26 protein-coding genes are annotated in these 26,336 nt (G+C 62.3%); 13 read left to right on the forward strand and 13 right to left on the reverse strand.

All coding sequences use genetic code 11. The features are described from left to right. Positions 1–420: 420 nt before the first annotated feature. From P0D87_RS13475 to P0D87_RS13510, 8 genes are all read left to right on the forward strand, one after another. Positions 421–1,473, forward strand: a complete 1,053-nt coding sequence (locus P0D87_RS13475; protein ID WP_006050383.1) for a glycosyltransferase family 2 protein — start codon at positions 421–423, stop codon at positions 1,471–1,473. A 48-nt stretch (positions 1,474–1,521) separates the two neighbouring features. Continuing rightward, the gene (locus P0D87_RS13480) at positions 1,522–2,568 is read left to right on the forward strand and encodes a glycosyltransferase family A protein (protein WP_053860537.1); all 1,047 of its coding nucleotides are present in this window, start codon (positions 1,522–1,524) and stop codon (positions 2,566–2,568) included. A gap of 68 nt (positions 2,569–2,636) precedes the next feature. Further along, entirely contained in the window at positions 2,637–3,089 is a 453-nt protein-coding gene (locus P0D87_RS13485) for a hypothetical protein (RefSeq protein WP_006050381.1), read from the forward strand. 122 nt (positions 3,090–3,211) lie between these two features. Beyond that, entirely contained in the window at positions 3,212–5,299 is a 2,088-nt protein-coding gene (locus P0D87_RS13490) for an HAD family hydrolase (protein WP_053860538.1), read from the forward strand. A gap of 282 nt (positions 5,300–5,581) precedes the next feature. Further along, positions 5,582–6,421 (forward strand): ABC transporter permease subunit, encoded by an 840-nt coding sequence (locus P0D87_RS13495; protein ID WP_053860539.1) that lies wholly within the window; start codon positions 5,582–5,584, stop codon positions 6,419–6,421. Positions 6,422–6,483: 62 nt separating this feature from the next. Further along, positions 6,484–7,164: an ABC transporter ATP-binding protein gene (locus tag P0D87_RS13500; RefSeq protein ID WP_051153974.1), complete on the forward strand. Its 681-nt coding sequence runs from the start codon at positions 6,484–6,486 to the stop codon at positions 7,162–7,164. A gap of 33 nt (positions 7,165–7,197) precedes the next feature. Then, positions 7,198–8,202 (forward strand): NrtA/SsuA/CpmA family ABC transporter substrate-binding protein, encoded by a 1,005-nt coding sequence (locus P0D87_RS13505; RefSeq protein ID WP_006050377.1) that lies wholly within the window; start codon positions 7,198–7,200, stop codon positions 8,200–8,202. Between the two features lie 14 nt (positions 8,203–8,216). Continuing rightward, positions 8,217–9,461: an acyl-CoA dehydrogenase family protein gene (locus P0D87_RS13510; protein WP_053860890.1), complete on the forward strand. Its 1,245-nt coding sequence runs from the start codon at positions 8,217–8,219 to the stop codon at positions 9,459–9,461. A gap of 79 nt (positions 9,462–9,540) precedes the next feature. Here the strand turns inward: P0D87_RS13510 and P0D87_RS13515 are convergent, their stop codons facing one another. Both P0D87_RS13515 and P0D87_RS13520 read right to left on the reverse strand, forming a co-directional pair. Next, positions 9,541–10,596, reverse strand: a complete 1,056-nt coding sequence (locus P0D87_RS13515; RefSeq protein ID WP_053860540.1) for an LLM class flavin-dependent oxidoreductase — start codon at positions 10,594–10,596, stop codon at positions 9,541–9,543. Positions 10,597–10,749: 153 nt separating this feature from the next. Further along, a complete protein-coding gene (locus P0D87_RS13520; RefSeq protein ID WP_053860541.1) occupies positions 10,750–11,325 on the reverse strand; it encodes a TetR/AcrR family transcriptional regulator in 576 nt (191 codons plus the stop codon). A gap of 128 nt (positions 11,326–11,453) precedes the next feature. Here P0D87_RS13520 and P0D87_RS13525 point away from each other — a divergent pair, with 128 nt between their 5' ends. Beyond that, entirely contained in the window at positions 11,454–12,188 is a 735-nt protein-coding gene (locus tag P0D87_RS13525; RefSeq protein ID WP_006050373.1) for an SDR family NAD(P)-dependent oxidoreductase, read from the forward strand. A gap of 102 nt (positions 12,189–12,290) precedes the next feature. Continuing rightward, positions 12,291–12,890, forward strand: a complete 600-nt coding sequence (locus P0D87_RS13530) for an NADPH-dependent F420 reductase (RefSeq protein WP_053860542.1) — start codon at positions 12,291–12,293, stop codon at positions 12,888–12,890. A gap of 132 nt (positions 12,891–13,022) precedes the next feature. Here the strand turns inward: P0D87_RS13530 and P0D87_RS13535 are convergent, their stop codons facing one another. From P0D87_RS13535 to P0D87_RS13575, 9 genes are all read right to left on the reverse strand, one after another. Next, positions 13,023–13,376, reverse strand: coding sequence for a RidA family protein (locus P0D87_RS13535; protein ID WP_006050371.1), 354 nt, complete (start codon positions 13,374–13,376; stop codon positions 13,023–13,025). A gap of 81 nt (positions 13,377–13,457) precedes the next feature. After that, the gene (locus P0D87_RS13540) at positions 13,458–14,630 is read right to left on the reverse strand and encodes an NAD(P)/FAD-dependent oxidoreductase (protein WP_408636847.1); all 1,173 of its coding nucleotides are present in this window, start codon (positions 14,628–14,630) and stop codon (positions 13,458–13,460) included. After that, the gene (locus P0D87_RS13545) at positions 14,623–16,053 is read right to left on the reverse strand and encodes an FAD/NAD(P)-dependent oxidoreductase (RefSeq protein WP_053860544.1); all 1,431 of its coding nucleotides are present in this window, start codon (positions 16,051–16,053) and stop codon (positions 14,623–14,625) included. Before P0D87_RS13545 ends, P0D87_RS13540 begins: the two co-directional genes overlap by 8 nt. Next, a complete protein-coding gene (locus tag P0D87_RS13550) occupies positions 16,043–16,426 on the reverse strand; it encodes a (2Fe-2S)-binding protein (protein ID WP_053860545.1) in 384 nt (127 codons plus the stop codon). Before P0D87_RS13550 ends, P0D87_RS13545 begins: the two co-directional genes overlap by 11 nt. Before the next feature lie 7 nt (positions 16,427–16,433). Further along, positions 16,434–17,585, reverse strand: a complete 1,152-nt coding sequence (locus P0D87_RS13555) for an NAD(P)/FAD-dependent oxidoreductase (RefSeq protein WP_006050367.1) — start codon at positions 17,583–17,585, stop codon at positions 16,434–16,436. Beyond that, entirely contained in the window at positions 17,582–18,379 is a 798-nt protein-coding gene (locus P0D87_RS13560; RefSeq protein ID WP_006050366.1) for an ABC transporter permease, read from the reverse strand. Before P0D87_RS13560 ends, P0D87_RS13555 begins: the two co-directional genes overlap by 4 nt. 16 nt (positions 18,380–18,395) lie before the next feature. Beyond that, a complete protein-coding gene (locus tag P0D87_RS13565) occupies positions 18,396–19,268 on the reverse strand; it encodes an ABC transporter permease (protein WP_053860546.1) in 873 nt (290 codons plus the stop codon). After that, positions 19,255–20,334 (reverse strand): ABC transporter ATP-binding protein, encoded by a 1,080-nt coding sequence (locus P0D87_RS13570; protein ID WP_006050364.1) that lies wholly within the window; start codon positions 20,332–20,334, stop codon positions 19,255–19,257. The genes P0D87_RS13565 and P0D87_RS13570 overlap by 14 nt, the downstream gene beginning before the upstream one ends. Before the next feature lie 60 nt (positions 20,335–20,394). Next, on the reverse strand, positions 20,395–21,453 hold the full coding sequence (locus P0D87_RS13575) for an ABC transporter substrate-binding protein (RefSeq protein ID WP_029968964.1): 1,059 nt from the start codon (positions 21,451–21,453) through the stop codon (positions 20,395–20,397). 158 nt (positions 21,454–21,611) lie between these two features. Here P0D87_RS13575 and P0D87_RS13580 point away from each other — a divergent pair, with 158 nt between their 5' ends. Further along, complete coding sequence (locus P0D87_RS13580; RefSeq protein ID WP_053860547.1) at positions 21,612–22,565, forward strand: LysR substrate-binding domain-containing protein; 954 nt, start codon at positions 21,612–21,614, stop codon at positions 22,563–22,565. Positions 22,566–22,631: 66 nt separating this feature from the next. On the opposite strand, the gene P0D87_RS13585 is transcribed toward P0D87_RS13580, so the two are convergent. Further along, on the reverse strand, positions 22,632–23,378 hold the full coding sequence (locus P0D87_RS13585; RefSeq protein ID WP_053860548.1) for an SDR family oxidoreductase: 747 nt from the start codon (positions 23,376–23,378) through the stop codon (positions 22,632–22,634). A gap of 103 nt (positions 23,379–23,481) precedes the next feature. On the opposite strand from P0D87_RS13585, the gene P0D87_RS13590 reads away from it, so the two are divergent. Together P0D87_RS13590 and P0D87_RS13595 are read left to right on the forward strand one after the other, a co-directional pair. Further along, entirely contained in the window at positions 23,482–24,465 is a 984-nt protein-coding gene (locus P0D87_RS13590) for a LysR family transcriptional regulator (RefSeq protein WP_053860549.1), read from the forward strand. Between the two features lie 88 nt (positions 24,466–24,553). After that, the gene (locus P0D87_RS13595; protein WP_307259111.1) at positions 24,554–24,910 is read left to right on the forward strand and encodes a hypothetical protein; all 357 of its coding nucleotides are present in this window, start codon (positions 24,554–24,556) and stop codon (positions 24,908–24,910) included. 49 nt (positions 24,911–24,959) lie between these two features. Here the strand turns inward: P0D87_RS13595 and P0D87_RS13600 are convergent, their stop codons facing one another. Continuing rightward, positions 24,960–26,312 (reverse strand): MFS transporter, encoded by a 1,353-nt coding sequence (locus P0D87_RS13600; RefSeq protein ID WP_053860550.1) that lies wholly within the window; start codon positions 26,310–26,312, stop codon positions 24,960–24,962. Positions 26,313–26,336 lie beyond the last annotated feature (24 nt).

Raw genomic sequence — 26,336 nt, forward strand, 5'->3', positions numbered from 1 at the left:
CATCCTGCAATCGACGAAACAGCCGCCGCCTTCCGCGTAGTGCAGATGGAGCAGTCTGCATAACCTGTTCCCATTCTGCGAAGCGATTGTACGAAAAGTAGCGCAGTGCGAATAAGCGCATCTACGGACGACTAAATACGATTATTTCGTACGACGATATTATCGACGATTCAGCGATTCGCGACATTACTACTCGACTTTAGGCCGCGCCGACTGCACTGATTATATGAACGCATAACTTGAATATCGCCAGGCACTCTGTTGCTGCGCGAGGGCAGGGTGCGCGAATCCGGTTCGGGCGAAGTAACGCAACCTACCGTCCGGGCCGGCGGCTGATTCAACGAAAAAGCGTACCCGTGAGCGGCTTCGCAAAACGGATGTGTTCAGGATGTATTCATCCAGGCGGGCTGGAGGTAGTCGATGAGAGTTCGATACAGCGAATGTCCAGCGAACCATTCCGAGCTGTTCTTCTCGGTCGTGATCGCCAACTACAACTACGGTCGCTTTCTCCGGCAAGCGGTGGAAAGCGCGCTGACGCAGGATTGGCCGCACGTCGAAGTCATCGTCGTCGACGACGGCTCGACCGATAACTCAGCGGAAGTCATTGACTCGTTTGGCGAAGCGATTACGGCCATCTTCAAGGAGAACGGTGGTCAGCGTGAAGCGAACAACATGGGCTTCGCGAAGAGTTCGGGCGACGTCGTTATCTTCCTCGATGCGGACGACGTTCTGGTGCCCGGCGCGCTGCGCTCGATCGCTTCGGTGTGGCGCACGGGCCTCACCAAAGTGCAGGTATTGATGGAGCGAGTCGACGCACACGGGCGTCCCATACACAACGACAACGCCATTCCGAAGATTCGAAACGTGATTCCAAAGGTCCCGCCGGGACTCTCGCCGGAGGCGATCCGTCAGTGGGCATACAGGACGTCGGAGTATCCCACGCCGCCGGGTTCGGGAAATGCGTGGGCGCGCAGCTTCCTCAGAAAGATCTTTCCACTGGACGCGAGTTGCGATTCGTTCACGGATTCGACATGCATCGCGATGGCTCCCTATATGGGCGACGTCGAGACGATTCCCGCGCCTTTGGTGCTCTATCGCATGCATGGCGAGAACGATAGCGCGATGAGCGCGAACACGAATAACTTCGGCCGCGAGATTGCGCGGGCGCTCAAGCGACACCATGCCGCGTGCAAAGCCTGCGCCATGACCGGCAGGCCGCCACCGCCGATTAGCACGCTGTTCTGCGCACCGCATTTGCTTCAATTGCGAGTTGCTTCTTTGCGGCTGACACCGGAAAAACATCCGCTGCCCGGCGACAGCCGATTGCGCGCCCTGCGCGACGCATTGTCCATTCCCTTTCGCCCGAACTTCGAGCGAGCCGCGTTTCGTTGCCTGATTGCGGGATGGAGCATCGTCACGTTGCTCGCCCCCATGAACATTGCAAGATCGCTCATCCGGCGCCGATTCGTTTGAACGTATCCGGTCGGTCAGATCGCCTTGAGCTCTTGCCGGGAAGTCACCATGAAAGAAATGAACGTTGTGATCTGCAACTACAACTATGAAGAGTATCTGGCACAGGCAATAGATTCCGCGCTCGCGCAGGACTACATGAATACACGCGTCATCGTCATCGACGACGGATCGACGGATGGATCGCGCGCCATCATGCAAGCCTACGCCACGCGCATAACGACTATTTTCAAGGACAACGGCGGACAGGTCTCCGCCTACAATCTGGCGCTTCAGCGGCTCAAGACGGGCTATGTTCTGTTTCTCGATTCGGACGACGTACTCTATCCCGGCGCAGTGACCGAAGTGATGCAGAGCTTCGAGAGAGAAAACGTGGCAAAGGTGCAGTTCCGGCTGGATGTGATCGACTGCACCAGCAAATGTACGGGAGTTTATGTACCTCACTCGTTAGCCGACGGCGACTGTTTGAAACCTCTGCTCGACGGATGGCTGTACCCGTCACCGCCTGCGTCCGGCAACGCGTATAGCGTCAGTGCGTTGCGAAAAATCTTCCCCGTACCAGAGACGGCCAAGAGCCGGTATGGCGCGGATTTCTACGCGATTTACGGGGCGGCTCTCGTTGGAACAGTATTGAGCATTCCAAAGTCGCTCGGCGGTTACCGCGTGTATTGCGGAGCGCGAGGCGCTACGTTTGCTAATTCCGAGCAGACCGACAGGGCGCCTAAAGCATTCACGTCGCGGTGGGCGACTCTGCGCGAAATAGCATCGCGCCGCCTGGGCATGCAGTTGCCACGGGACTTTCACGATTTCGCGCTTGAAAGGGCGTATTTCTGCGCGAGTGTCTACAACGCGCCGCTGACGGCCCGCTGGCGCTGGATGTTAAAACATTCGCATGCTTATCTCCATGCGATCGTGGCAAATCCGTTCTGGAGCCTGAAGAAAAAGCTCGGGACGCTCGCGCTTTCCAGTCTTTGTCTCGTTCCATATTCGCCTATTGCTGATTACGCAGTCCGTTATATTTGCAACCCGTTAGCTCGCAATCACACCGCTAAAAAAGGAGTTCGCGTTGTTAGCGAAGCACGAGCGACGCACTTATAGGAGCGAGGTGCGTCACAGAACCCGGCCGTGCTTTATACCGTGAACACCTCAAGGCTTTGAGGATCGCTATGAAAGACGAATTACTGACGAAAGACGTGGCGCGCAGCTTTCATGACGCGGAGCTACTGTCCGTGACACATGATCGCGCCAGGTCCGAATTACGCACGACGTTCGCGCTGAGGGGCGACAACGTGCGAGCAATAACCTGCGAAGGAATACATGCGCTGAGGGCGGCAGACATCATTCGTCACAATGTGGTGTCGAGAGTATTGCTATCTTCGTGGCATCGATTCGCGGAGGGTGAACTGGCAGCGAAAGTCAACTGGGCCAATTCACTCGATGGCACCGAGGTCCGGCTTGGTTCGCCCTCCATGACGAGGTACGAGACGAGCATCGCCAGTGGGGATTGGAATCTGCTGGTGATCGAGCCGTCATATGGCGCGGAGATCGTCGTGATCTGCGACCGGGTAGCTTTAACCGCTTGCGTTGACGATGAGTCATGGTTGATGAGTCATGGCTGACGGCGCGCGTTTTTTAGATCGTTAGTGTTGAACCGGCGTGCGGAAGACCCATGCCGGGCGAGCGAGCAGACAAGCTCGGCGCGGTCGAAAGTAGTTCCTCTCTTTTAAGGCGGAAGGCACCGATGAATGCGACGAACCTCCTTCTCGAACGCGTCATCAACCAACGATTTGTATCAGCTGGCATCCAGCAACTTTTTGCGGGGATGAATCCACTACACGACCTGGATGCACAGCGAATCTGGACCGGCGATGGCCTCGTCTCTTTCGATGCGTTCGACACTTTAATAACAAGGCCCTTGCGGCGACCCTCCGATCTGTTCCTTGTGGCGGGATATCGGCTGCAACGCGAATTTGGTTCTGTCGTCGAGCCGGGCGAATGGATGGCGATCAGGCAATCGGCGGAGTGGAGGGCACGCAAGGCCCGTGTCGAGCGTGAAGTGACGCTCGACAACATTTATGCGGAGATCGCAGAGTCGGTGGATTTGCCACGCGAATTCCTGTCCGCGGCGCAGGGCATCGAAGTCGCGCTCGAAAAGCGCTTGTTACGTCCCATAACCGGCATGGTCGAGATATTCAATCGCTTGTCGGCATTGGGAAGAACGGCAATTATTTCGGATATCTACTTTTCACGATCGGATCTGGAAAGCATGCTCAGCGGTTGCGGCGTGCGCGTGCAGCCGGGGCAGTTGTTCATTTCATGCGAGAACCGTCGTACCAAGAGGAGTGGGACTCTCTTTTCGGATGCGAAGGGCAGTGGAGTCAAACACCTGCACGTCGGAGACAACGTATTCTCCGATGTATTCCAGGTATGGCGCGTAGGCGGTCGTGCCGCGCCGTTCTTCAAGACTGCGCCCGGGCGGCTCGAACGCGAACTGGACAAGGCGGCGATCGAGCCGCCGCTGCTTGGGTCTGCTCTGTCGGGAAGCGCGCGCACGGCGCGGCTGCGCGTCAAGCCCGTCAGCGACCACGACGAGACGCTCGCAGAGGTATCGGCTGGCTTCGTGGGTCCGTTGCTGCTCGCGTTTGTCGTGTGGATTCTCACAGAGGCGAGACGCAGGAAAGTCGATCGATTGTTCTTCCTCGCGCGTGACGGCCAGATACTTTTATCGATTGCGAAAAAGATAGTAAGCGCATACGACTTGCCGATCGATTTGCGGTATCTGCACGTGTCGCGGCAATCGCTTCACTTGCCTGCTGTTCTGGACATATCGGAAGGCGACCTGAGTCATTTCGGTTTCAAGGCAGGCAATTCGCTCGCGGACGTGTTCAGGAAATTCGATCTGGATATCAATCACACGGCCATCGCCGGTTTGCAGGAACGTCTTGGTATTCGCTCCCCGCATGCCGCGATGAGTCGCGCTGAAGTAGAGCAGTTGATCCGGTACATCCAGACCGACGATCAGGTTCGCGATCTGATCAACGCGTCCGCTTCTTCTGCGCGACGGCTACTGCTCGACTATCTGGAGCAGCACGCATTCTTCGCGGACGGTAACGTCGGTGTCGTCGATATTGGATGGCGCGCAAATTTGCAGCGCTCGCTGGCAAAGGTTGCGTGCAGCCGGGAAGCAGGCTTCGACCGACGCCTCTCGGGCTTTTACTTTGGCCTCTATCATCGCCCGGAAAACTGCGGCAGCCTCGATGACTATCTCAGCGAGTCCGTGGGAGAGCCTATAAGACCGCTGATTCGCGCGCCCATATTCGAAGCCTTGTGTGCGGCGGATCATGGCACGACGACCGGATACACGCGGGCGGACGACGGCTCTGTCTTTCCGAAGCTTCTCACTCGCGACAATCCGCAGGCGCTGGAATGGGGTTTGAAAATCCAACAGGATGTCATCAACGCTTATGTCGATGATGTACTGGCCGTCCTGACGGCGGCTGAAATCGACATACTGGATTGTATGGACGGCTTGGCGCGCGGGGCGGCCGTCGTGACGAGCCAGGTGATAGGCTCGCCGTCACGTAAAGAGGCCATCGCGCTAGGCTCGTTTCCGCATGCGAGCGATCAGTTGCATAACGTGTTTGGGCAAGTCGCGCCTCCGTTGCCGCTCAGCGCGCGCAAGTGGATATCGAGACTGGTAGCGCGTGATGGCGAGCCGATGATTTCCGAATGGCCTGAGGCAAGCGTGGTTCGCGCAGCGCCGCCGCTTACGGCTGGGATGATGCTGGGCGGTCTCAGCGTGGCGAGATGGTTACGCAGGCGTCTGTAGCCCGCCGGCTTCTGAGAGGAGAAAACGACTAACAATATTCGATGCTTTGCTATGACGGCGCAGTGCTAAGCACGTCGTTATGTTTTCAAAGTACGTAACATCGCATGGGAGGGTGACGCAATACGGACGGAATTCGTCGTTATAACGGCATGCCGGTGCACATTGCATACGCAGCGCATATCGTTAGAAGGATTGATTCGTTGGAGAACAGCAAAGTTTTTACTTAGGCTGCGGGATGTATCTCCACACTCCTTCCCGATGACTCATGACGTCTCCCGCCGCATGGCCGACCTGACTTCCATCCGCAACAGCTATGTCGCCGCGCAACCGTCCCGCGTAGGCGTTTCTCAAGCGACGCTGTACATCTGGCTCTCGTGGATAATTCCCGCGGTCGTCGTGCTGCTGTGGGAAACCGCTGCACGCGCCGGATTCATTGCGCCGCAAGTGCTGCCTGCTCCGAGCAGCGTGCTTGAAACCGCCCTCAACCTGGCACGTAACGGCGATCTTTTCGTTCATCTCGGTGTGTCGCTGCTGCGCGCCGCGGGCGGGTTCGTGATCGGCGGAACGCTCGGCCTCGCGCTTGGCGTCATCGTCGGCTTTTCGCCGCTTGCACAGGCGCTTCTCGACCGCTCCGTTCAGATGGTGCGTGCAGTTCCGTTCCTCGCCATGCTGCCGCTCGTGATCGTGTGGTTCGGCGTCGGCGAAGTCGCGAAGATTTTCCTGGTGGCGCTCGCGGTGCTCTTTCCGATTTACATCAACACGATGCTCGGCATTCGCCAGATCGATCCGAAGCTCATGGAGCTTGGCCGCGTGGTCGGACTCGAGCGGGCCGCGATCGTGCGGCGGATCATTCTTCCGGGCGCGATGCCTTCCATTCTCACGGGCGTGCGCTACGCGCTCGCGCATGCGTGGCTCGCGCTGGTCATCGCCGAAACGCTCGCAACGACGAAGGGCATTGGCTTCCTCGCGATGGATGCACGCGAATTCCTCAATACGAACGTCATCATCCTCACGATGATCATTTACGCGATCATCGGCGTCGTCGCGGACGCGCTGGTGCGTCTGCTCGAAGGCCGCTTCCTCTCGTGGCACGCGAATTACACGAAAGGAGCGCGCAAGTGAATCAGCCTACCGCTCCATCTCGCGATCGCGCTGCGGCAGCGCCTTCACGGGAACGCGAACGCATCGGTACTCAAGCATTGGCCGTTTCAGTGCGTGGACTAAAGCGACGCTATGGCAGCCGCGTCGTGATCGACTCGCTCGACCTCGACATCCAGAAGGGCGAATTCGTCGCGCTGCTGGGTGAGAGCGGTTGCGGCAAGACGACGCTGCTGCGCGCGTTGGCCGGACTCGATCAGCCGGACGCGGGGACGATTCGCGCGCCGGAACGTCCGTCCGTCGTGTTCCAGGAACCTCGCCTTTTGCCGTGGGCGCCGCTGTGGGAGAACGTCGCGCTCGGTCACGAAAGGACGATTGGCCGCGACGGCGCCGCGCGCGCGCTCGCCGAAGTCGGGCTCGCCGGCCGTGAGGACGACTGGCCGCGCAACCTCTCGGGCGGCCAGGCTCAGCGCGTGGCGCTGGCACGCGCGCTTGTTCCCGATCCCGCGCTGCTGCTGCTCGATGAACCGTTCGCGGCGCTCGACGCGCTGACCCGCATCAAGATGCACGGACTCGTCAAAGAGCTTGTCGCGCTCCACCAGCCAGGCGTGCTGATCGTCACTCACGATGTCGACGAAGCGCTGACCCTTGCAGACAGGATCATCGTCATGCGCGCAGGCCGCATCGCGGCCTCGTTCCGCCCCAAAGACCACGCCGGCACGCTGCGGTCCATTCTGCTCGAAGAGCTGGGCGTTCAGTCGCATTGACCCGTTTCACGTCAAACCGAAGGATCTCAAAGGATGAATGATTCATTGCTGAGCCGCCGCCAGTTGCTGCGCGCGGCGGGCGGCCTGCTGGCCGGCGCCGCCGTGGGCGGCCTCGTTCCGGCGCAGGCAGCCGAACCGCGCAAGCTCACACGTAATACGGACACCGTACGAATCGGCTGGGGCTACGGCAGCCTGCCCGACATCGCCAAACAGCGCGGCGTGTTCGAAAAGACGCTCGCGGCCAAAGGCATCAAGGTCGAATGGATCGGGCCGTTCCCGAACCACGCGCCGTCGATTCAGGCCGTGGTCGGCGGCAGCGCGGACTTCGGTTTCTGGGGATCGACGACGCCCGCGCTCGCCGCAATGCTCGCCGGCTCGCCGATCGTCTTCAATGCGTTCGATATCTATTCGCCGCGCTCCACTTCCATCATCGCGAAGAAGTCGAGCGGCATCAACTCGATTGCGGATCTCGCGGGCCGCAAGGTCGCCGTCAACCGCTCCGGACTCGGCGAGTTTCTGCTTATCGCCGCGCTGGAGAAACATCGCATCGACCGGGACAAGGTGCAGTTCGTCTATCTGAATCCGCCCGACGCCGCACCGGCGTTCGCGCAAGGCCGGGTCGACGCCTGGTCCATGTGGTCGCCGGGCGTGGACATCGCGCGCTTCTCGAACGACGCGAAGGACATATTCAACGAAGGCCGCGACCTGGATTTCCTGATCGACTATAGCTCGCTGGTCACGCGCCGCAAGTTCACCGAAGAGAACTCCGAACTGATCCGCGCGGTCATCGATGCGTATTACGTTGAAGGGACATGGCAGTCGTCGCACTCCGTCGAAGCGGAGCAGCTCGTGCAGCGCGAGGGCAAGTATCCGGATCAGGTGCGCGACTATCTCGCCGGCCTCAAGCGCGTGAACCAGTTCCACGAAGCAGACGACGCCGCCTTCATCGCGCAGTTTCAGCGCGCCGCCGACTGGCTCGCGGAGCGCAAGATCATCAACTCGCGCATCAAGGTCGCGGACTACAGCATCAGAGTTTGAACACGGGCGAGCGCATGACTGACACCAGCAACATCAAGGAAGCGGGGCCCACGCAGTGGATTTCGCCGCTGAGCGTGAAGCTCGGCTTCGCGGAGATTATTGCCGACATCGCCGCGACTGCCGCGGCGCGCGAACGGGAACATCGTCTGCCGTACGACGAGATCGCGAGACTCAAAGCGATCGGCTTCGGCGCGTTGCGTCTGCCGTCCGATAGAGGAGGGCATGGCGTGTCGCTCAGCGAATTGTTGGTCGTAGCCCGCGACGTGGCCGCCGCAGATTCGAATATCGCGCATGCATTCCGCAATCATCTGTGGCAAGTGGAAACGGCGCTCAGGAAGCGCGATCATCCGTTCCATGCACACGTCCTCGCATTGAGCGCGCAGAAAAAAACCGTCGGCCTGAGCTTTACCGAAAGCGATGTGAAGGCGGCCGGCGCGCGTCCGACTCAAGTGTTGAGCCGGCTCGAATGGGACGCTTCGCGCGACCTGTACGTCGGCTCGGGAGAGAAGGTGTACGCGACGGGCAATCTGTACAACGACGCGTTCGTCGGCCTCGCGGTGGAGAGCCGCGCGGGGCGAACCGTGCAATATGTGCTTGAGCGAAGCGCAGGCGTCAGCAACGACGACGACTGGCAAGGTTTCGGCCAGCGGCTGACCGGCTCGGGCACGGCCCGCTTTCGCGACGTCACCGTGCCGGCGACGCATCTTTATCCGCTCGACCCGCCGGCGTCCGAACACGCCGCGCCGTGGGGATTCACGTTCCATCAGGTCTATCTGACCAACTGCATTGCGGGCATTGTGCGCCGCGTCGCGGTGGACGCCGTCGACGTGCTGCGCACGCGCGGCCGCAACTTCTATCACGGCGAAGCCGAGCATCCCGCCGACGAACCCGTGCTTCAGTCGCAACTCGGTCGAATCCGCGCGTATGCGGCGAGCGTCGAAGCAACCGCCGATCGCGCTGTCGCTGCGTTGCAGCGCGCCTGGGACGCTTACGGCACGGACGGCGAATACGAGGCCACGCTCGCTGCCACCTTTACAGCGTCCGAAGCCAAGGTCGTGATCGACGACCTCGCGCCGCAGATCGCAAGCTGGCTGATCGATCTCGGCTCGGGCTCGGTCGTCTCGCGTGTCGGTGCGCTCGACCGGCACTGGCGCAACATCAAGGTCATCGCCTCGCACAATCCGCGGCTCTATAAGGAGCGTTTGCTTGGACAGAATTTGCTGACAGGTCAGTTGCCGCCTACCGGTGCGTTTTTCTAGGCGTGCATGAAAGCGCCCGCGCGCGTGCCACGATGTGACATGACGGGCGGGCGTTTGACTTTCGGCGGTGGCGTTGTGTTCAGTCCAGCAGGCGGCGAACGCGCGGCATGACTTCCTCGGCGAAACGGGCCATGTCGGCTTCGAAAGGCTGGAACTGCAGCATGAACAGTTCGATGCCCGCGCGATGGAACTCCGCAATGCGCCGCGCGACCGTATCGTAATCGCCGACAAGGCCCGCAGCCGTGCCGCCGTTCGATCCGACGCGCGCCGAGCGCGCGAAGGTCTGATGCATCACCGCGTTGGGATCGATGTTGGCTTTTTGCCGTTCCCGTAGCGGCTTGTCGAGTTCGGCCAGCGCGAACAGGTGCTCGAGATGAGCGTCGGCCCCGGACTGCGTCTCGCGTGCAATCACGAACGCCGACAGGCCGAAGCGCAACGCATCGTGGCCGGCCGGACGAGGGCGGGCGGAGACATCGGCGATAAGAGCCGCCACGTCGTCATGCGGCTGTCCGTTGATGAACCACACATCGCCATGCGCGGCCACCAGCGAACGCGCAGGCTCCGACTCGCCGCCGACATAGATGCGCGGCCGCGCGCGGAACGGATCGGCCGGACGCAACTGATAGTCGTCGATACGGAAGTTGTCGCCGCGATGCGTGAGCGCTTCACCGCGCAGCAACGCATCGACGACGGTGATCCATTCGCGGCCGTACGCGTAGCGTTCGTCGTGTTCCGCAAAGCCGATGCCGGCGCGCTCAAGCTCGGGGCGATTCCATGCGTTCACGAGATTGATTGCGAAGCGCCCGCCGCTGATGTGCTCGATCTGCTGCGCCATCTTCGCGAGCACGGCCGGATGGTACAGATACGGCTTGATCGCGGCGATGATCTCGATGCGCGAGGTCAGTGCCGCCAATGCAGCCGATGCCGTCCACGCCTCGAGCTGATCGAGCGAAGGATCGTGCGGATTGATGGTGTGCTGCGCGACGAGCACGGAATCGTAGCCGAGACGCTCGGCTTCCAGCACGAGCGCCTTGTTGCGCGCCCATGAAGCGTCGTAGGGTTCCGCGGGGTCCTGCAGCGCCGCACGGCTGCCATGTACGAGCGCCCAGACGCCGAAGCGGAGAGGTTGGGACATTGCGCGAGTAACCCCGAGGACGGAACAGGAAGGATGCCTATGTTAAAGGCCGCACGCGTGCGCCGTTCCAATTTCTATCGATATGCAATTGCCGTATTGGCATTTGCAGCGCGTCAACCCATCCACGTACCTCTAGGAAGCTTGCGACGAATCTCACATTCCCTTCTTCACATCCTTGCTCGACCGGTTCGTCAGCATCGCGCCCGCGATAAAGTCGAAGAGATAATCGGCGCGTGGCGCGAACGACGGCTGGTCGACGACCCAGCCGAGTGCCGACATCAGCGCGAACAGGTCGACACCGTTCATGTCGGCGCGCGCGGTTCCTTCGGCCTGAGCGCGGAGCAATAGCCGCTCGCCCGCCGAGTGCACCGCTGCGCATGACGCGTAAAGCGCGGACTCAGGGTCCGCGTGGGCGCTCGCCATCAACGCGACAACGCCGTTATAGCTATGGACGAATGCGACGCCTTCGCGAAACCAGGACACGAGCGCTTCGTCAGGTGGACTCGACGCTTCGAGTTCGGCCGCCTTTTGCGTCAGCGCGTCCAGATGCTCGCGCAGCAACGCCTCGAACAACGCTTCTCGCGTCGGGAAATGGCGCAGCACGGTTGCCAGCCCGACGTCGGCGCGGCGGGCGATATCTCGCATGGACGCATCGGCGCCATGTTCGCTGATGACGTCGCGCGCGACTTCAAGTAGATGGCTGTAGTTCTTTCTGGCGTCGGCTCGCATGATTTTCTTGACAAGTGGATCGGTGATCCATATATTTGACTCAGGATGTGGATCAGTGATCCATAAGATACAGCGCTTTTGTTCAAATGGGAATAGAGGCGCTGCCCGACACCACGAAAGGAGAAGTCATGGGAAAGCTAGACGGTAAGGTTGCAGTCATCACGGGCGGTTCGAGCGGCATGGCGCTGGCGAGCGCGAAGCGGTTTGTTGAAGAAGGCGCGTATGTGTTCATCACGGGCCGCAGGCAGGAGGCGCTCGACGAGGCCGTCAAGCAGATTGGCCGCAACGTGACCGGCGTGCGCGGCGACGCGGCCAATCTCGACGACCTCGACCGCCTGTTCGATACGGTCAAGCGGGAGAAGGGCAAGATCGACATCCTGTACGCAAGCGCCGGCACGGGCGAAGCGCTGCCGCTGGGTCAGATTACCGAGCAGCACTTCGACGCGGCCTTCGACCTGAATGCGCGCGGCACGTTGTTCACGGTTCAAAAGGCGTTGCCGCTCTTCAACGATGGCGGATCGATCTTCATGACCGGATCGATTGCGTCGATCAAAGGTTTCCCTGGTTTCAGCGTGTATGCGGCGAGCAAGGCGGCGCTGCTCGCGTTCGCACGCGGCTGGCTCAACGAACTGAAGGGCAGGAATATCCGCGTGAACGTGCTGAGCCCGGGGCAGATCGCCACGCCGATTCAGGAACAAGTCTTCGACGAAGAGACGAAGCGGCAGTTCGAATCGCTGGTGCCGCGCGGAAAGATGGGTCGTCCCGAGGAAATCGCGACGGTTGCGCTGTTTCTCGCTTCAGACGATTCGAGCTTCGTGAATGGCGTGGAGTTGTATGTCGACGGCGGCACGTCGGCTATCTGAGATCGCGCCGATAAGCGTGTAGAAGTAGCTATCGACTTGATGAAGGTGGTCCAAGTACTTCCATAAATCCGGATTCCTTATCATATTGAATGGAGTTTTTGCATGAGCTATTCGATTATTGGCTTTGGCGCGGTAGGCCAGGCGCTCGCCCGAGCGTTTGCAAGAAAGAACATCGAAGTGACCGTCGCCAGCCGGCGCCCGCCCGAGAGCCTGACGCAGCAGGCAAAAGCGATCGGCCCCACCGTTGTCCCGAAGACGCTGCAAGACGCCATCGCGTCCGACATCATCTTCCTGGCCATTCCGTTCTGGGAACATCGCGAAGTCGCGAAGCTGATCCCGAACTGGCAGGGCAAGACGATCATCGACGCGACCAATGCTTTCGGTGTTCCCGTTGAGGAACTGGACGGTCAGCCGTCGTCCGCGGTTATCGCCAAAGCGTTCACCGGCGCCCGGTTCGTAAAGGGCTTTAACCATCTGCCCGCAGGGGTTCTTGCCTCTGATCCGAACGTGAACGGCGGCAGCCGCGTCGTGTTTCTGTCGAGCGATGACGAAAAGGCGGTGGCACCGGTCGCGGCTCTGGCCGAACAACTCGGCTTCGCGCCGATCGCGCTCGGACCGCTCAAGAATGGCGGCTCGCTCGTGCAGGCCAAGGGTAATACGTGGGCCAAACTGATCTTCAAGGATCTCGTCAAGTTCAAATAGCGGCGCGTCGCGGGAAAGTCGCAGCGGCCACGCGTATCGCATCGCTAGACGCGTGGCCGTGATCCGCACAACTCCTATCTCAGCGCTTGCCCGACACGACAGCCGCTCCCACGTTTCCCCTACCGCGTTGCCTCAGCCAAGCGCCACAACAGCAATTTCGACCAGCAGCTCCGGCGCGGCAAGTTTGGCCTGCACCGTCGCGCGGGTCGGCGCGCAGCCTTGCGGAACCCACGCGTCCCAGACCTCGTTCATGCCGGCGAAGTCGCGCGAAATATCCGCGAGCCAGACTTGCGCGGAAACGAGCCGCGTCTTGTCGATGCCGGCCTTCTCCAGAAAGCCGTCGATTTTCTCCAGCACTTTGGCGGTCTGAATCTTCACGTCGGGCGCGTGATCCGCGGAAGTCTGGCCGCCGATAAACACGAGGCCGGCAGCCTTCACGACGCGGCTCATACGTTGATTGGTTTCGATACGAACAATATCGGTCATGACAATTTCTCAGGTTGAGGTCGAACGAAGCCGCCGCGCGTGCTCGCGAAGCGCGCACGACGGAACAAAAAACAGAACCGCTTAATGCGTCGCGAGTTGCGCGGCGCCAGCGTGAGAGGGCGCCGCTTTGCGCTCGAAACGATCGATCGCGAACGCGTCGAGCGAAAGGCTTGGCGTGCCGTCGAGCATCAGTTCGGACACGAGCTTGCCGCAACCCGGTCCCAACTGAAAACCGCTGCCGCAATAGCCGAACGAGTAATACAGATTCGACGCCTCGCGGCTCGCGGAAATCACCGGTAGTTCATCTTCGGTGAATGCTTCGACGCCGGCCCATGCGCGATTCACGCCGAGATTGCGCAGATGCGGAAACAGGTCGGTCACGGTTCGGGCGCTGCGCACGAGCCGCACGAAATCGACTTCGCCGTGACGATTCGCCAGATCGGCAATGCCGATCAGTTTTCCGCCGATCACGACCGTCCCGTTGTCGAACTGCTTGAACGACAGCGGCCGGCCGGTTGCGCCGAGCGTTGCGCGGCAAAAGGGCGCGACGCGATGCGTGACCATCAGCATCAGACCTTCGGGATGCACGGGCACGGGCTCGCCCACCTGCTTCGCCAGTTCGCCGGACCACGCGCCTGCGGTGACGAGCAGTTTCTCCGCGCTGAACGTGCCGCGCGGCGTGTGCGCGAGCCAGCGCGTGCCGCGTTGTTCGATGCGGCGCACGGCGGTGCCTTCGAGAAAACGCGCGCCAAGGCGCTGTGCGGCGAGCCGGAAAGCCGTCGTGGTCCGATACGGCAACGCGTAGCCGTCGCGCTCCACCCAGATACCGCCGGTCACATGCCGCGCGAGCGCCGGTTCGAGGTCGAGCACGGTCTCCGGGTCGATCACCTTTTCATGCGTGAAGCCGTGCGATTCGAGCAGCGCGACTCGCTCGCGGCATACCTGAAGTTCGTCGTCGGTTTCGGCGATCTTCAACTGGCCGGACGCGACAAACCCACCGTCTTCGCCGAGCAGATCGGTCATGCCGTGCCAGATTTCACGCGACATCAGCGCAAGCGGAATCTCAGGCAGCGGACGGCCCAGCGTCCGCACGCCGCCCGCGTTGACCCCCGACGAATGACGCGCGACATAATCGGCTTCCAGCACGATCACCTTCGCGCCGCGACGCGCCAGATGAAACGCGCTGCTCGTGCCGTGCAGCCCGCCGCCCACCACGAGCACATCGGCTTCCTGCGTGACGGTCGTGTCATTCACCGGCGAGTTCTCCGAGCGTGAGCGGCTTGATCGGCGGACGGATGCGGTAATAGCCGACTTCGGCCGGCGAGACGCGGCGCGCATCGGCGATTACTTCGGTCACCGTAAGACCGCACATGCGTCCCTGGCACGGTCCCATGCCGCAGCGTCCGAACGACTTCGCCTGATTCGGTCCGACGCAGCCGAGTTCGACGAACTGGCGCAATTCCCCCGCGGTCACTTCCTCGCACCGGCACACGACGGTCTCGTCGCGCGGAATGCGGTTGATGTCGCGCGGACGGTACAGGCTGTCGAGAAACGGCCGAATGCGCATCACACCGGCAAGCGCGCGGCGATGTTCGACGGCTTCGGCGTCGCGTGTCGCCGCGGTCAGCGCGCCGAGTTGCGCGGCCACCGCGAGGCCCGCGAGCGTGCCCTGCAACGCGGCCGCCTGCGCGCCGCCGATGCCCGCGCCATCGCCCGCGATGAAGGTGCCCGGCACGTCGAGCTCGCCCCATGCGTCGACCTTCGGCGTGAAGCACAGTTGAGCGTTGTCCCAGCGATGCGCCGCGCGCAGCGCCTGCGTGAACTGCGTATTCGGCACCACGCCCTGATGCAGCAGGATCACATCGGCTTCGATACGATGCGCTTTACCGTGGCTCGTGAAGTGCAGCGCGGCGGCGCGCTCGACCTGATCGCTGCCGATGCGCCCCTCGACGCGCAGATCGTCGGCGGCCTCGAAGATCGGCACGCCCGCGTCGCGCAACGTGCGAATCAATTGCAGGCCCTTGCTGAGAAACGGCCATGCGCGCAGCGCGGCGAACATGTGACGTTTCGCGCGCCAACGGTCTTCATGACGCGTGGTATCGACGAGCGCGCGGATCGGCACGCCCGCACGCACATACTGCCAGCCGAGCAGATACAGCAGCGGTCCGCAGCCGGCCAACACCGGCGGCGCGGCAGGCACTTCGCCCGCGCTCTTCAACAGAATCTGCGCCGCGCCCGCCGTCAGCACGCCGGGCAGCGTCCAGCCGGGAATCGGGAAGGGCCGTTCCAATGCGCCGCTCGCGAGAATCACGCGCTGCGCGTCGAAGCTGCCGATCTTGCCGTCCTTCAGATAATTGACGCCGCGCTCGCGCGTGACCTGCCACACCGTCGCATTGGTCAGATGACGCGCGCCGGAGGCGGCGAAGGCCTCGGCAAGCGCCGCGCCCGCCGCGTAGTCGGGGCCGAGAATCTCCTTGCGGCGCGCATCGGCGCGACCGATCGCGCGATAAATCTGGCCGCCCACGGCGTCCTGCTCGTCGATCAACACAGTCTTGAGGCCGGCGCGCGCCGCGCGCGTGGCCGCGCTCATGCCGGCAGGACCGGCGCCGACCACGACGACGTCGACAGCTTCGGAAGCGAATTCGGAAGCGAACTCGGAAGCGAAATCAGCGGCCATGTGCGTTCTCCATCGGTGCGTCGGCGAAGCTCACGGGCGGCAGATCGCGCGCGCCTTCCTGCGAGCGGATACGCATGCCCGCCTTGACTTCGACCATGCAGGCCTGGCGGCTCGGCACGCCGTCGATCTCGACGAGGCAATCGAAGCACGCGCCCATCATGCAGAACGGCGCGCGCGGTGCGCCCGAAACCGGCGTCGCGCGAAAACGCGATCCGCCTGCCGCGAGCAGGGCCGCGGCCACTGAACGACCACCGGGCACGGTAAGCGGCTGATCGTTGAACCAGATGGCGACGTTGGTGACGGCCGCGCCTTCAGCGCCGGGCAGCACCTTGAAGAGCGTGTGAGCCGGTGTGTGAGTCGATTGAGTAGTCATGTCGGATTCAGTGTGCGGAAATCAGTTCTCTCGCGTGCTCGAAGCGTTGCGCGGAGAAGGTGGGCAACTCGTCGGGCATGGCCGCGCCCATGATCCACGGCGCGACGCGCAGCGCATGCGCGGCCGCGAGCGTCACGCCGCTATGGCACGTAACGACGAACGCGCCCGGATGCGCTTCGGACTGGTCGTAGATCGGAAAGCCGTCAGGGCTATAGACGCGCAGCGCGGCCCACATGCGCACGAGCCGCACGTGTTGCAGCATCGGAAAAGCGCGCACGCCGCGCCGGGCAATGTCGGCGAGCACATGCGTGGTGGTGAAATCGTCGAAGCCGACTTCTTCCATCGAATCGCCGAACTGCACGCTGCCTTCGTCGGTCTGGCGCACGTTGAGCGTCGGATAGTGGAGAAACGGCGCGACGCGCTCGCTCACCAGCACTTGCCCGCGATTCGGCGCAACCGGTGCATGAAGTCCCACGAACGGCGCGAGCGTGCGATTGCCGAGTCCTGCGGCGAGCACGACCTTAGCAGCGCGATACGTGCCGCGTTTTCCATGCACGACAAAGCCGTGTCCTTGAGCTTCGATGCGCGCCGCGCGTTCGCCGGAGACGAGCTTCACGCCGCGCGCCTGCATCGCCGTGTGCAGCGCGCGCAGCAGCTTGAGCGGGTTCACGTGGCCGTCCATCGGCGTGTAGCTCGCGCCGATCACCGCGGGCCCGACTTGCGGAATGCGCGCGCGGACTTCGGCGGCATCGAGCATCTGATACGGGTAATCGCCCAGTTCGGCTCGCAGCGTCGACAGACGTTTTTCGCGCTCGGCGAGTTCGTCGTCGTTAAAGCAGAAGTGGAAGCCGCCTGGCTGCTTCAACGCGACGTCGATGCCGCTCTCCTGTTGCAGCGCTTGCGCGAGTTGCGGCCAGCGCGTCGCTGAGCTTCGCGACCAGCGTGCGTAGGGCGACAGGCCGTAGCCCTTGCCCTGAATCCAGACGAGGCCGAAATTGCCGCGCGAGGCGCGAAAGCCGCCGTCGTCCTCGTCGAGCACGGTGACGCGCGCGCCTTCGCGGGCGAGCCCGTAAGCGACGGCCGAACCGACGAGGCCGCCGCCTACGACTACCACGTCCGCGAGCTTATCGGCACTCGCGGCGGTGCTTGTCAATGTCATCGAGCTTCTCCGATCAGAATGCGGTCGAGTCCGACCATGCGGTCAAGCAGGACCATCAGCAGGACCGTGCCGACAATCAGCACCGCCGACACCGAAGCGACGAGCGGATCGATCGTCTGCGCGATCTGGTTGTACATGGCGACGGGCAGCGTGGTCGTGCCGGGCGTCGCGACGAAGATGGTCATCGTCAGTTCGTCGAAACTCTGGATGAACGACAGCACCCAGCCGCCCGCGACGCCCGTGCGGATCATCGGCAGCACGACGCGGCGAAACGCGGTGAAGCGGCTCGCGCCACACGACAGCGCGGCGCGTTGCGCATCGCGATCGAGCCCGACCGCCGACGACAGCGCGAGACGCAGCGCATACGGCAGCACGATGACCACGTGCGCACAAACGAGAGACCAGAACGAGCCCGACAGATGCAGCAGCGAAAGAAAACGCAGGAAAGCGATGCCGAGCACGACGGCCGGAATCATCATCGGCGAAAGGAAAAAGCTGGTCAGCGCGGCGCGGCCCGGAAAGCGATAACGCGCGATGGCGAGCGCTGCGGGCACTGCGAGCAGCACGCCGATGGTCGCCGCGGCAAACGCGAGCCGCACCGACAGCCAGAACGCCGAGACGATATCGCCGTTCTCGATGATCGCGCGGAACCAGCGCAGCGACGCGCCATCGAAGGGCATCGAAATAAAGCCCTTGTCGGTGAACGCCACGAGCATCACGACGACGAGCGGCGCGAGAATGAAGGTGAGGAAGAACGCGTTGTAGACGAGCCCGAGAATGCCGTTCTGTTTCATGATCGCTCTCCTTCGCTCAGTCGAAGATATGCCGGAAGCGGCGTTCGGCGAGGCGGCTGCAGCCCATCACGATCGCCACGTTGGCGATCAGCAGCAGCACGGCGATACTCGCGCCGAGCGGCCAGTTCAGCGTGCCGAGGAACTCGTCGTAGGCGGCGGTCGCGACCACTTTGAGGCGCCGCCCGCCGATCAGCGCGGGCGTGGCGAACGCCGACGCCGACAGCGCGAACACGATGATCGAACCGGACAACACGCCCGGCATGATCTGCGGCAGCACCACGCGGCGAAACACCGCGAATGGCGAGCCGCCGAGCGAACGACCGGCCCATTCGATTTGCGGGTCGAGCTTTTGCATCGTCGCCCACACGGACATCACCATGAACGGCACCAGTACATGCGTGAGCGCGATGATCATGCCGGTCATCGTGAAGACGAGGCGGACGGGTTCGTCGGTGATATGCAGCGACTGCAGCACGTTGTTGAGCACGCCGTTGTTGCCGAGCAGAATCTGCCAGCCGAGGGTGCGCACCACCACCGAAATAAGCAGAGGCCCGAGCACGACCAGCAGACACAGCGATTGCCACGGACGCTTCATCCGCGCGAGCACGATGGTTTCCGGCACGCCGAGCACGATCGAAAGAAGCGTGACGGCGAAGGCGAGACCGGCGGTGCGCAGGAAGATCGTGCCGTAGTACGGATCGCTGACGACCTCCCAGTAATTCGTGAGCGTATAAGCGGACGTGACGCCGGCCGTGTCGCTGAACACGCGGAACGACAACATCAGCGTGAGCAGCAGCGGCACCAGTAAGAGACCGATGAAAAGCAGCAGCGCCGGCCCCGACAGCAGCCACGGCGCGGCGCCTGGGCGGTCGTCGTCAAGCGTGGCCATGAGCGCCCTCCGGCCGGTCTTGCGTCAGTACGCGCAGGTCGTCATCGGTCCATGCGAGGCCGACTTCGTCGCCTTCCTCGGGCGGCGGCGCGCCGTGATTCGGTTGCGCGACGCGCAGCTTGCCGAGCTCCGTTTCCACTTCGAGCAGCCATTGATTGCCGACGAACACACGCGTCGCGATACGGCCGCGCACGCGTGCATCGCCGTTGGCGAGATGGACTTTTTCCGGGCGGATGTAGACATGCACGGCGCCGTCGACGTGCCGGCCTTCGTGCGGAACATGCAGCGTCGTGCCCGCGACATCGACTTCGGCGCAACGCGGATTGCGCCGCAACACTTCGCCGGCCAATGCGTTGGTGCGGCCGAGAAACGTCGATGTGAACGGCGTAGCGGGGCGCTCATACGCGTCGTACGGCGTGCTCAATTGCGCGATCACGCCGCGATGCATCATCGCGATGCGATCGCTCATCGTCATCGCCTCGACCTGATCGTGCGTGACGAGAATCGTCGTGATGCCGAGACGCTTCTGGATCGCGCGCAGTTCGATGTGCATCTCCTCGCGCAGCTTGGCGTCGAGGTTCGACATCGGCTCGTCGAGCAGCAGCAGTTCGGGTTCCATTGCGATGGCGCGCGCAATGGCGACGCGCTGACGCTGGCCGCCCGACAGCTCCTTCGGATAGCGATGCCCGAGGCCTTTCAGCCGCACGAGAGACAGCGCTTCCGCAACGCGCTCTTCGCGCTCCTTGCGCCTGACCTTGCGCATCTCGAGCCCGAAGCCGACGTTGCCCGCCACCGTCATGTGCGGAAACAGCGCATAGCTTTGAAACACTACGCCGATGCCGCGCTTCTCGGGGCGCTCGTTCGTGATGTCGCGGCCATCGAGCAGAATGCGGCCGGTGGTCGGCGAGACGAAACCCGCGACCATCTGCAGCGTCGTCGTCTTGCCGCAGCCGGACGGGCCGAGCAGCGCAAGCAGCTCGCCGCGTTCGACGTCCAGATCGATGTGCTCGATCGCCGTGAAATCGCCGTAGCGTTTCGAAATGCCTTGCAGAGTCAGAAAGGCCATGCGCCTCGCTCCTTCATCAGATCGCGCGCCGCGCGAGGAATCTGCCAGTGCCGAAGATGTTCAGCGCTCGACCGAACGGTTCCAGCGCTCCGTCCATTCCGTGCGATGCTGGTTGATCGTGGTCCAGTCCATCGCGGTCAGCTTCGAGATCTGATCGGGACCGTAGGGCACGCGTGCAGCAATCTCGGGCGTCAGCTTCACGGTCTTGTTGACCGGACCGAGTCCGATGCCTTGCGCCTGCAACACCTGCACTTCCGGCGTCAACAGGTACTGCACGAATTGCTGCGACAACTGCGGCTGCGCGTTTTCAGCGACCACGCACGCGGCCACCTGCAACGCGACCGCGCCTTCTTTCGGGTAGATGAACTTCAGCGGAAAGCCGGTGTTCTGCAACGCGACCGCGCGGCCGCTGCCGTACGGAGCGAGGATCACGTCGCCGGATTGCATCTGGCCGTCCATCTCGCCAGGCGTCGGCGCCCAGGACAGCACGTTGGGCGCGACCTGCTTCGTCATCGCGGTGAAGCCGGGGTCGATATTTTTCTCGCCGCCGCCCGAGAGGCGCGCGAGCATCACGAGCGTGTGCAGGCCGTACGTGTTGGTGATCGGCGGCACGCCGAGCTTGCCCTTGATGTGGCTGTCGGTAAGCGACTTCCACGAGTCGGGCGGCGGCAAGCCGGCTTTCTTGAAGGCTTCCTCGTTATAGCCGATGCCCGTCGCCACCATGCCGACGCCGATTGCCGACGGCCCAAGCTTCGCGAGCGGGTAGACGTCCTTCATCACGGGCGCGTCGTCGAGCTTCGCGCACAGGTTGAGCTGCATCGCCTGGTACATCGGGCCGTCGTCCATCACCGCGACGTTGATCTGCTGATGACCCTTCTGCGCCTGGAGCTTCGCGAGCGTGTCGCTGGAATTGCCCGCGACGTACACAATCTTCACGTTGTGCGCCTTCTCGAACGGCGGAATGATTTTCTGCCGATAGAGCTGTTCGTTCGACCCGCCGACGTTGGCGACATACAGCGTGGTCTCGGCCTGCGCGATGAGCGGCGCGGCGAGGCTGACGGCGAGCGAAACGGCCGCAAGGGCGGGGGCGGACAGACGGCGATGCAACGCTCTTTTCATGACGACGATCTCCAGTTCCGGTATGTGTGGGGCGGGCTTCGCTGCCCGTCGCTGAAATGCAGTGTCGCGCCGGCTGGCTATGTCGTCCAATACGAATAAAATACCTATCCATACATGGATGATATGGATAGGCAGACCGTCTCCTGGGGAAAATACGCATGAATCTCAAGCACATCGAGGCGTTTCGCGCGGTGATGGTGTCCGGGTCGATGACCGCCGCAGCCAAGGCGCTCTTCACGTCGCAACCGAACGTGAGCCGTCTGATTGCGCAACTGGAGCGCGATACGGGCCTGCAGCTATTTCAGCGCAGCGGCGTGCGCCTGATTCCCACTAGCGAGGGCGAGGCTTTTTTCCGCGAGGTCGAACGCGCTTTCGTGGGCTTGCAGGGACTGGCGAATGCGGCCGCGCAGATTCGCAATCTCGGCAGCGGGCGCTTGCGGATCGCGGCGATGCCGTCGGCGGGCATGACGCTCGTGCCGCATGCGATCAAACGTTTCGTCGAGCTGTTTCCCGATGTGACGGTGTCGCTCCACGTCAATACGTCGGCGACGGTCAATCATTGGACGGCATCGCAGTTCTGCGATCTCGGCGTGGCGGTCTATGTGAGCGAGGCTTCGGACTGCGAGGTCGAGCAGCTATCGGACGTGGCGGCCGTCTGCGTGATGCCGGCGGCGCATCGGCTCGCTGCAAAGCGCAGCATCAAGCCGGAGGACCTGGAGGGCGAGTCGTTCATATCGCTGTGCCACGGCGACGGCACGCGAGCCTTGATGGACGAGGTGTTTTTGCGCGCGGGCGTGCAGCGCGTGCTCGCCATCGAGGCGCAGTACACCGCGATGTGCTGCGAGATGGTCCGTCACGGCATGGGCGTGACGCTCGCGCATCCTATCGTCGCGCGGGACTATGCCGGACCTGATATTGCGATCCGGCCGTTTGTGCCGGCTACGCGTTTTCAGACCTATTTGCTGTTTCCGCCGCATCGGCCGCGGGAGCGGCTCGCGTCGGCGTTTGTCGAGGTGTTGCGCGGCTTGCATGACGAATTGCTGGCGGAAGTCGTGCCGCCGTCGCGCAATTCCGCGCCGCGCGGGCGGGCGAGGTTGCGAGCGGGCGCGTGATGCGTTGCGCTCATGCTCCCGGGTTCCTTATATCGCGCGAGCCACCGCTCCGCAGGCTTTCTTGATTCAAACCAGTCGGGCGCCGCCATCCAGATTCAGCGTGACGCCGTTCATGAAGCCATTGGTCATCAGGAACACGACGCCCGCACCCGCCTCGGCGGCAGTGCCCAAGCGGTGCAGCGGCAGAGTCTGCTTGAGTCCTTCCACAAAGCCGTCGCGGGCCTCGCCCAGCGCCTTGTGAAAGATGGGTGTGTCGATCGGTCCCGGTGACAGCGCATTGACGCGAACCGGCGCCAACTCGAGGGCAAGACCGCGAGCGAACGCCTCCATTGCCGCCGACGCCGCGCCGAGTACCGCAGTCCCATAAGCGTTCGGACGATCCGCGAGGCTGCCGGAGATCAGCGTGATCGAGCCGTTCTTGCTCAGACGATCGCCCAATGCGCGGATCACATGGACCGCGGCCCAGATACGCTCCTCGAACGCCTGACGCAGATAGGCCACCTCGGCGTCGCGCACCTTGCCCGCGACGAATGTGCCGGCCAGCAGCACCAGATGGTCGACGCGAGGTATGTCCTTCACGGCGCGTTGGAGCGAATCGGCGTCGGTGACATCTGCAGCGCGCCATCCCGCGAAACCGTGGTCTTTCGCCGCCTGTTCAGCGGCAACCGCGTTGCGGCCCACAACGATGACCTGCGCGCCTGCCTGCCTGGCCTGAATCGCGGCCTCGAGCCCGATACCCGAAGTGCCGCCGAAAACCAGAACGGTCTTGTCCGCGAGTTGCGCCGCGTTGCCTGCCTGCACTGCGTTAGTCATTTTCTTCTCCAGGGATGAACGCCCGTTGGCGTCGTTGGAAAGAAGATTAATTGACGACGTGCAGCTTGATAATTGGGCCAGACATCGCTTTAATAGTGCCACCATGGAACAAATCGAACGACTCACCGGGCTCATGGCGTTCGCGCGTGCCGCGTCGCTCGGCAGCTATACGGCTGCCGCACGTTTGCTCGCGGTTTCGCCGTCCGCGATCAGCAAAAGCGTGCAACGCCTCGAGCAGCACTTCGGGCTCAAGCTGTTCAGCCGCACAACGCGCTCGCTGACGCTGACGCCTGAAGGCCGCGATCTGCTCGAAAGGACGCAACGCCTGCTGCGCGAAGCGGAAGACATCGAGCAGGCTGTGGCCGCGGCTCGCGCCGAGCCGGCCGGCACGCTAAAGGTGGCCACCTCGCTTCCCGTTGGCGTGCACATTCTTGCTGCCGCGTTGCCGCAATTTCGCAAGCGCTTTCCGAAGGTGAACGTCGACGTTCGACTGAGCGACCGGATTGTCGATCTGATCGAGGAGGGGATCGATGTTGCGGTTCGCGTCGGCGATCCGGGCGACACGAGACTGATTGCACGCCGGCTCGCTCCGCATCGGATATGCGCGTTTGCGTCGCCGGATTATTTGAAGGCGCGCGGCACGCCCCGGCACCCGAGCGACCTGCAGAGCCACGATTGCGTGAACTTCCGCTATCAATCGACGGGGCAGCCAGCCGTCTGGCCGTTCTGGATGGGAGACAAGCTATTGGAGTTGTCGCCGCCGTCAGGGCTGACGATGGACTTGAGCGATGCCATCGCCACGGCGCTCGCAGCCGGTGCCGGCATCGGCATTTCGGCCACCTATATCGCGGCCCCGTACGTCAAACGTGGCGAACTCGTTCCCGTGCTGTTCGAGTACGCTTACGACCGGTTTCAGCTTCACGCGATATGGCCCGAGAGTCGCCGGAGCAATCCCGCGGTGAAAGCGTTTATCGCTTTCTTGCAAGAAGTTTTTCCGTCGCCGGCGCCGTGGGACGTGGACGTCGAGCGACACGCGCGTGCTGCGGCAAAATCACTCAAAGGACGCGCCGGACGCCCGTCGAGATAGCATCAAATCAAGTGTGATCCTCTCGCGCCCGACGCGGTTCGCAAGCGGCTGATTCCATCTGTCGCGCTGCTGCTGGTAGCATGGGACATTGAGTCGAACTACCTCGGGCGGCATTATGACCACGTATCAGTCGGAGACCCCATCATCTAGCCCTGAGGCGCTCGCGGCGCTTGGCGAATACCTCGAACTCGCGCTGAGCAAAGGCGTCAGCTTCATCGTCGTGCGACGGGGCTCCGACTCGAGCGCCTTATACATCGGCGACGCGAGCGCGCCCGCCGACGAATGGACCCGTTCCGGCTCGATCAGCAACGCCGCGGTGAGCTCGATACTGGAAGCGACGCAGTCTGGCCGGAACGACCTGCTGATTGGCGGGCAACCTTATCGATTCCTGCGCACCTTCACGCAAGTCGAGAACGATGGCGCGATCGTCTTCACTCCCGTCTGACGCCGGCGTGACCGAGGTGTGACTCCCGATCGCGCCAGCGACGATTCGCTCATGCGTCTTGAACCGGGTCCTTGTTCAGCATGCTCTTCGGAATCGACAAAATAAGCACGCAACTGACAAGCAGGCATGCGCCAAGCGCGTACGTACCATTGTTGATATTGCCGGTCAGGTCTTTAGCGATGCTCGTAATCATCGAGCCCGTGAATCCGGACAGGTTGCCGACCGAATTGATGAGTGCAATGCCCGCAGCGGCAGCGGTGCCCGAAAGAATCTGTCCTGGGAAGGTCCAGTAAATCGGCATCAGGCCGAGAATCGCGCAGGTCGAAATCGTCAGAAACACAATCGACACCGGAACATTGTTCGCGAACAGCGCACTCAAAATCAGGCCGACGCCACCGATGAACGCAGGAATAGCCGCATGCAATCTGCGCTCCCCGGTCTTGCGCGAGTGCGATGCATTCCAAAGCATTGCCACGACGGCGCTAAGGTAGGGAATGGCGGTCAGCAGGCCAATGTTCAAAGTACTCTTTACACCGGAAGCCTTGATGATAGAAGGCAGCCAGAAGGCCAACCCGTAAAAGCCGGTATTGAACGTGAGAAGAATGAACGTCAGCAACCAGACGCGCGGGCTTCTCAGCGCAGCGCCAACGCTGTGGGTCTTTTTAGCACTTTCCTGTTCGAGATTTCTTTGAAGCAAACCCTTCTCGGACTGTGTCAGCCAGGTCGCCGATTGAAATCCGTCGCCCATACGGAAAAGCACGACGAACGCGACGAGAATAGAAGGAATGCCTTCGAGCAGAAGCATCCATTGCCAGCCTCCCATGCCGAGCAGACCGTGCGTGTTTTCCATCAACCAGCCGGAGACGATGCCGCCGAGCGTCAGGCTGACCGGAATGGCAATCAGGAACCCAGACATCGCCACGCTTTGGCGCCTGGCCGGAAACCAGTAATTCATATACAGGATGATGCCGGGAAAGAACCCGGCCTCGCATACTCCGAGCAGAAACCGGAGCGTGTAAAACATCGTCGAAGTCTCGACATGAAAGAAGTGCGAAAGCGGGGAGATGAAGGCGAGTGACGAGGAGACGATGCCCCATGTCACCATGATCCGTGCAATCCAGAAACGCGCGCCGTAGCGATGCAGAAGAAGATTGCTGGGCATTTCAAAGAAGAAATAGCCCCAGAAGAAAATGCTGGCGCCCACGGCATAGACGCCGTCGCTGAAGCCGAGCGAGTCGAGCATCTGCAGCTTCGCGAATCCGACATTGACACGGTCCAGATACGCGACGACATAGCATAGAAGCAGCAACGGCAGGATGCGCTTCAAGACCTTGCGATACAACTGTTCTTCGACCTCGTTGGCTACCGCCGGCGCGGCTGCCGCCTGAGTGAGGGTTGGCATGGGACTGTCTCCTTTTTGGTGTGT

Source organism: Paraburkholderia sp. RL17-368-BIF-A, from assembly GCF_046054045.1.
Taxonomy (GTDB): Bacteria; Pseudomonadota; Gammaproteobacteria; order Burkholderiales; family Burkholderiaceae; genus Paraburkholderia; species Paraburkholderia graminis.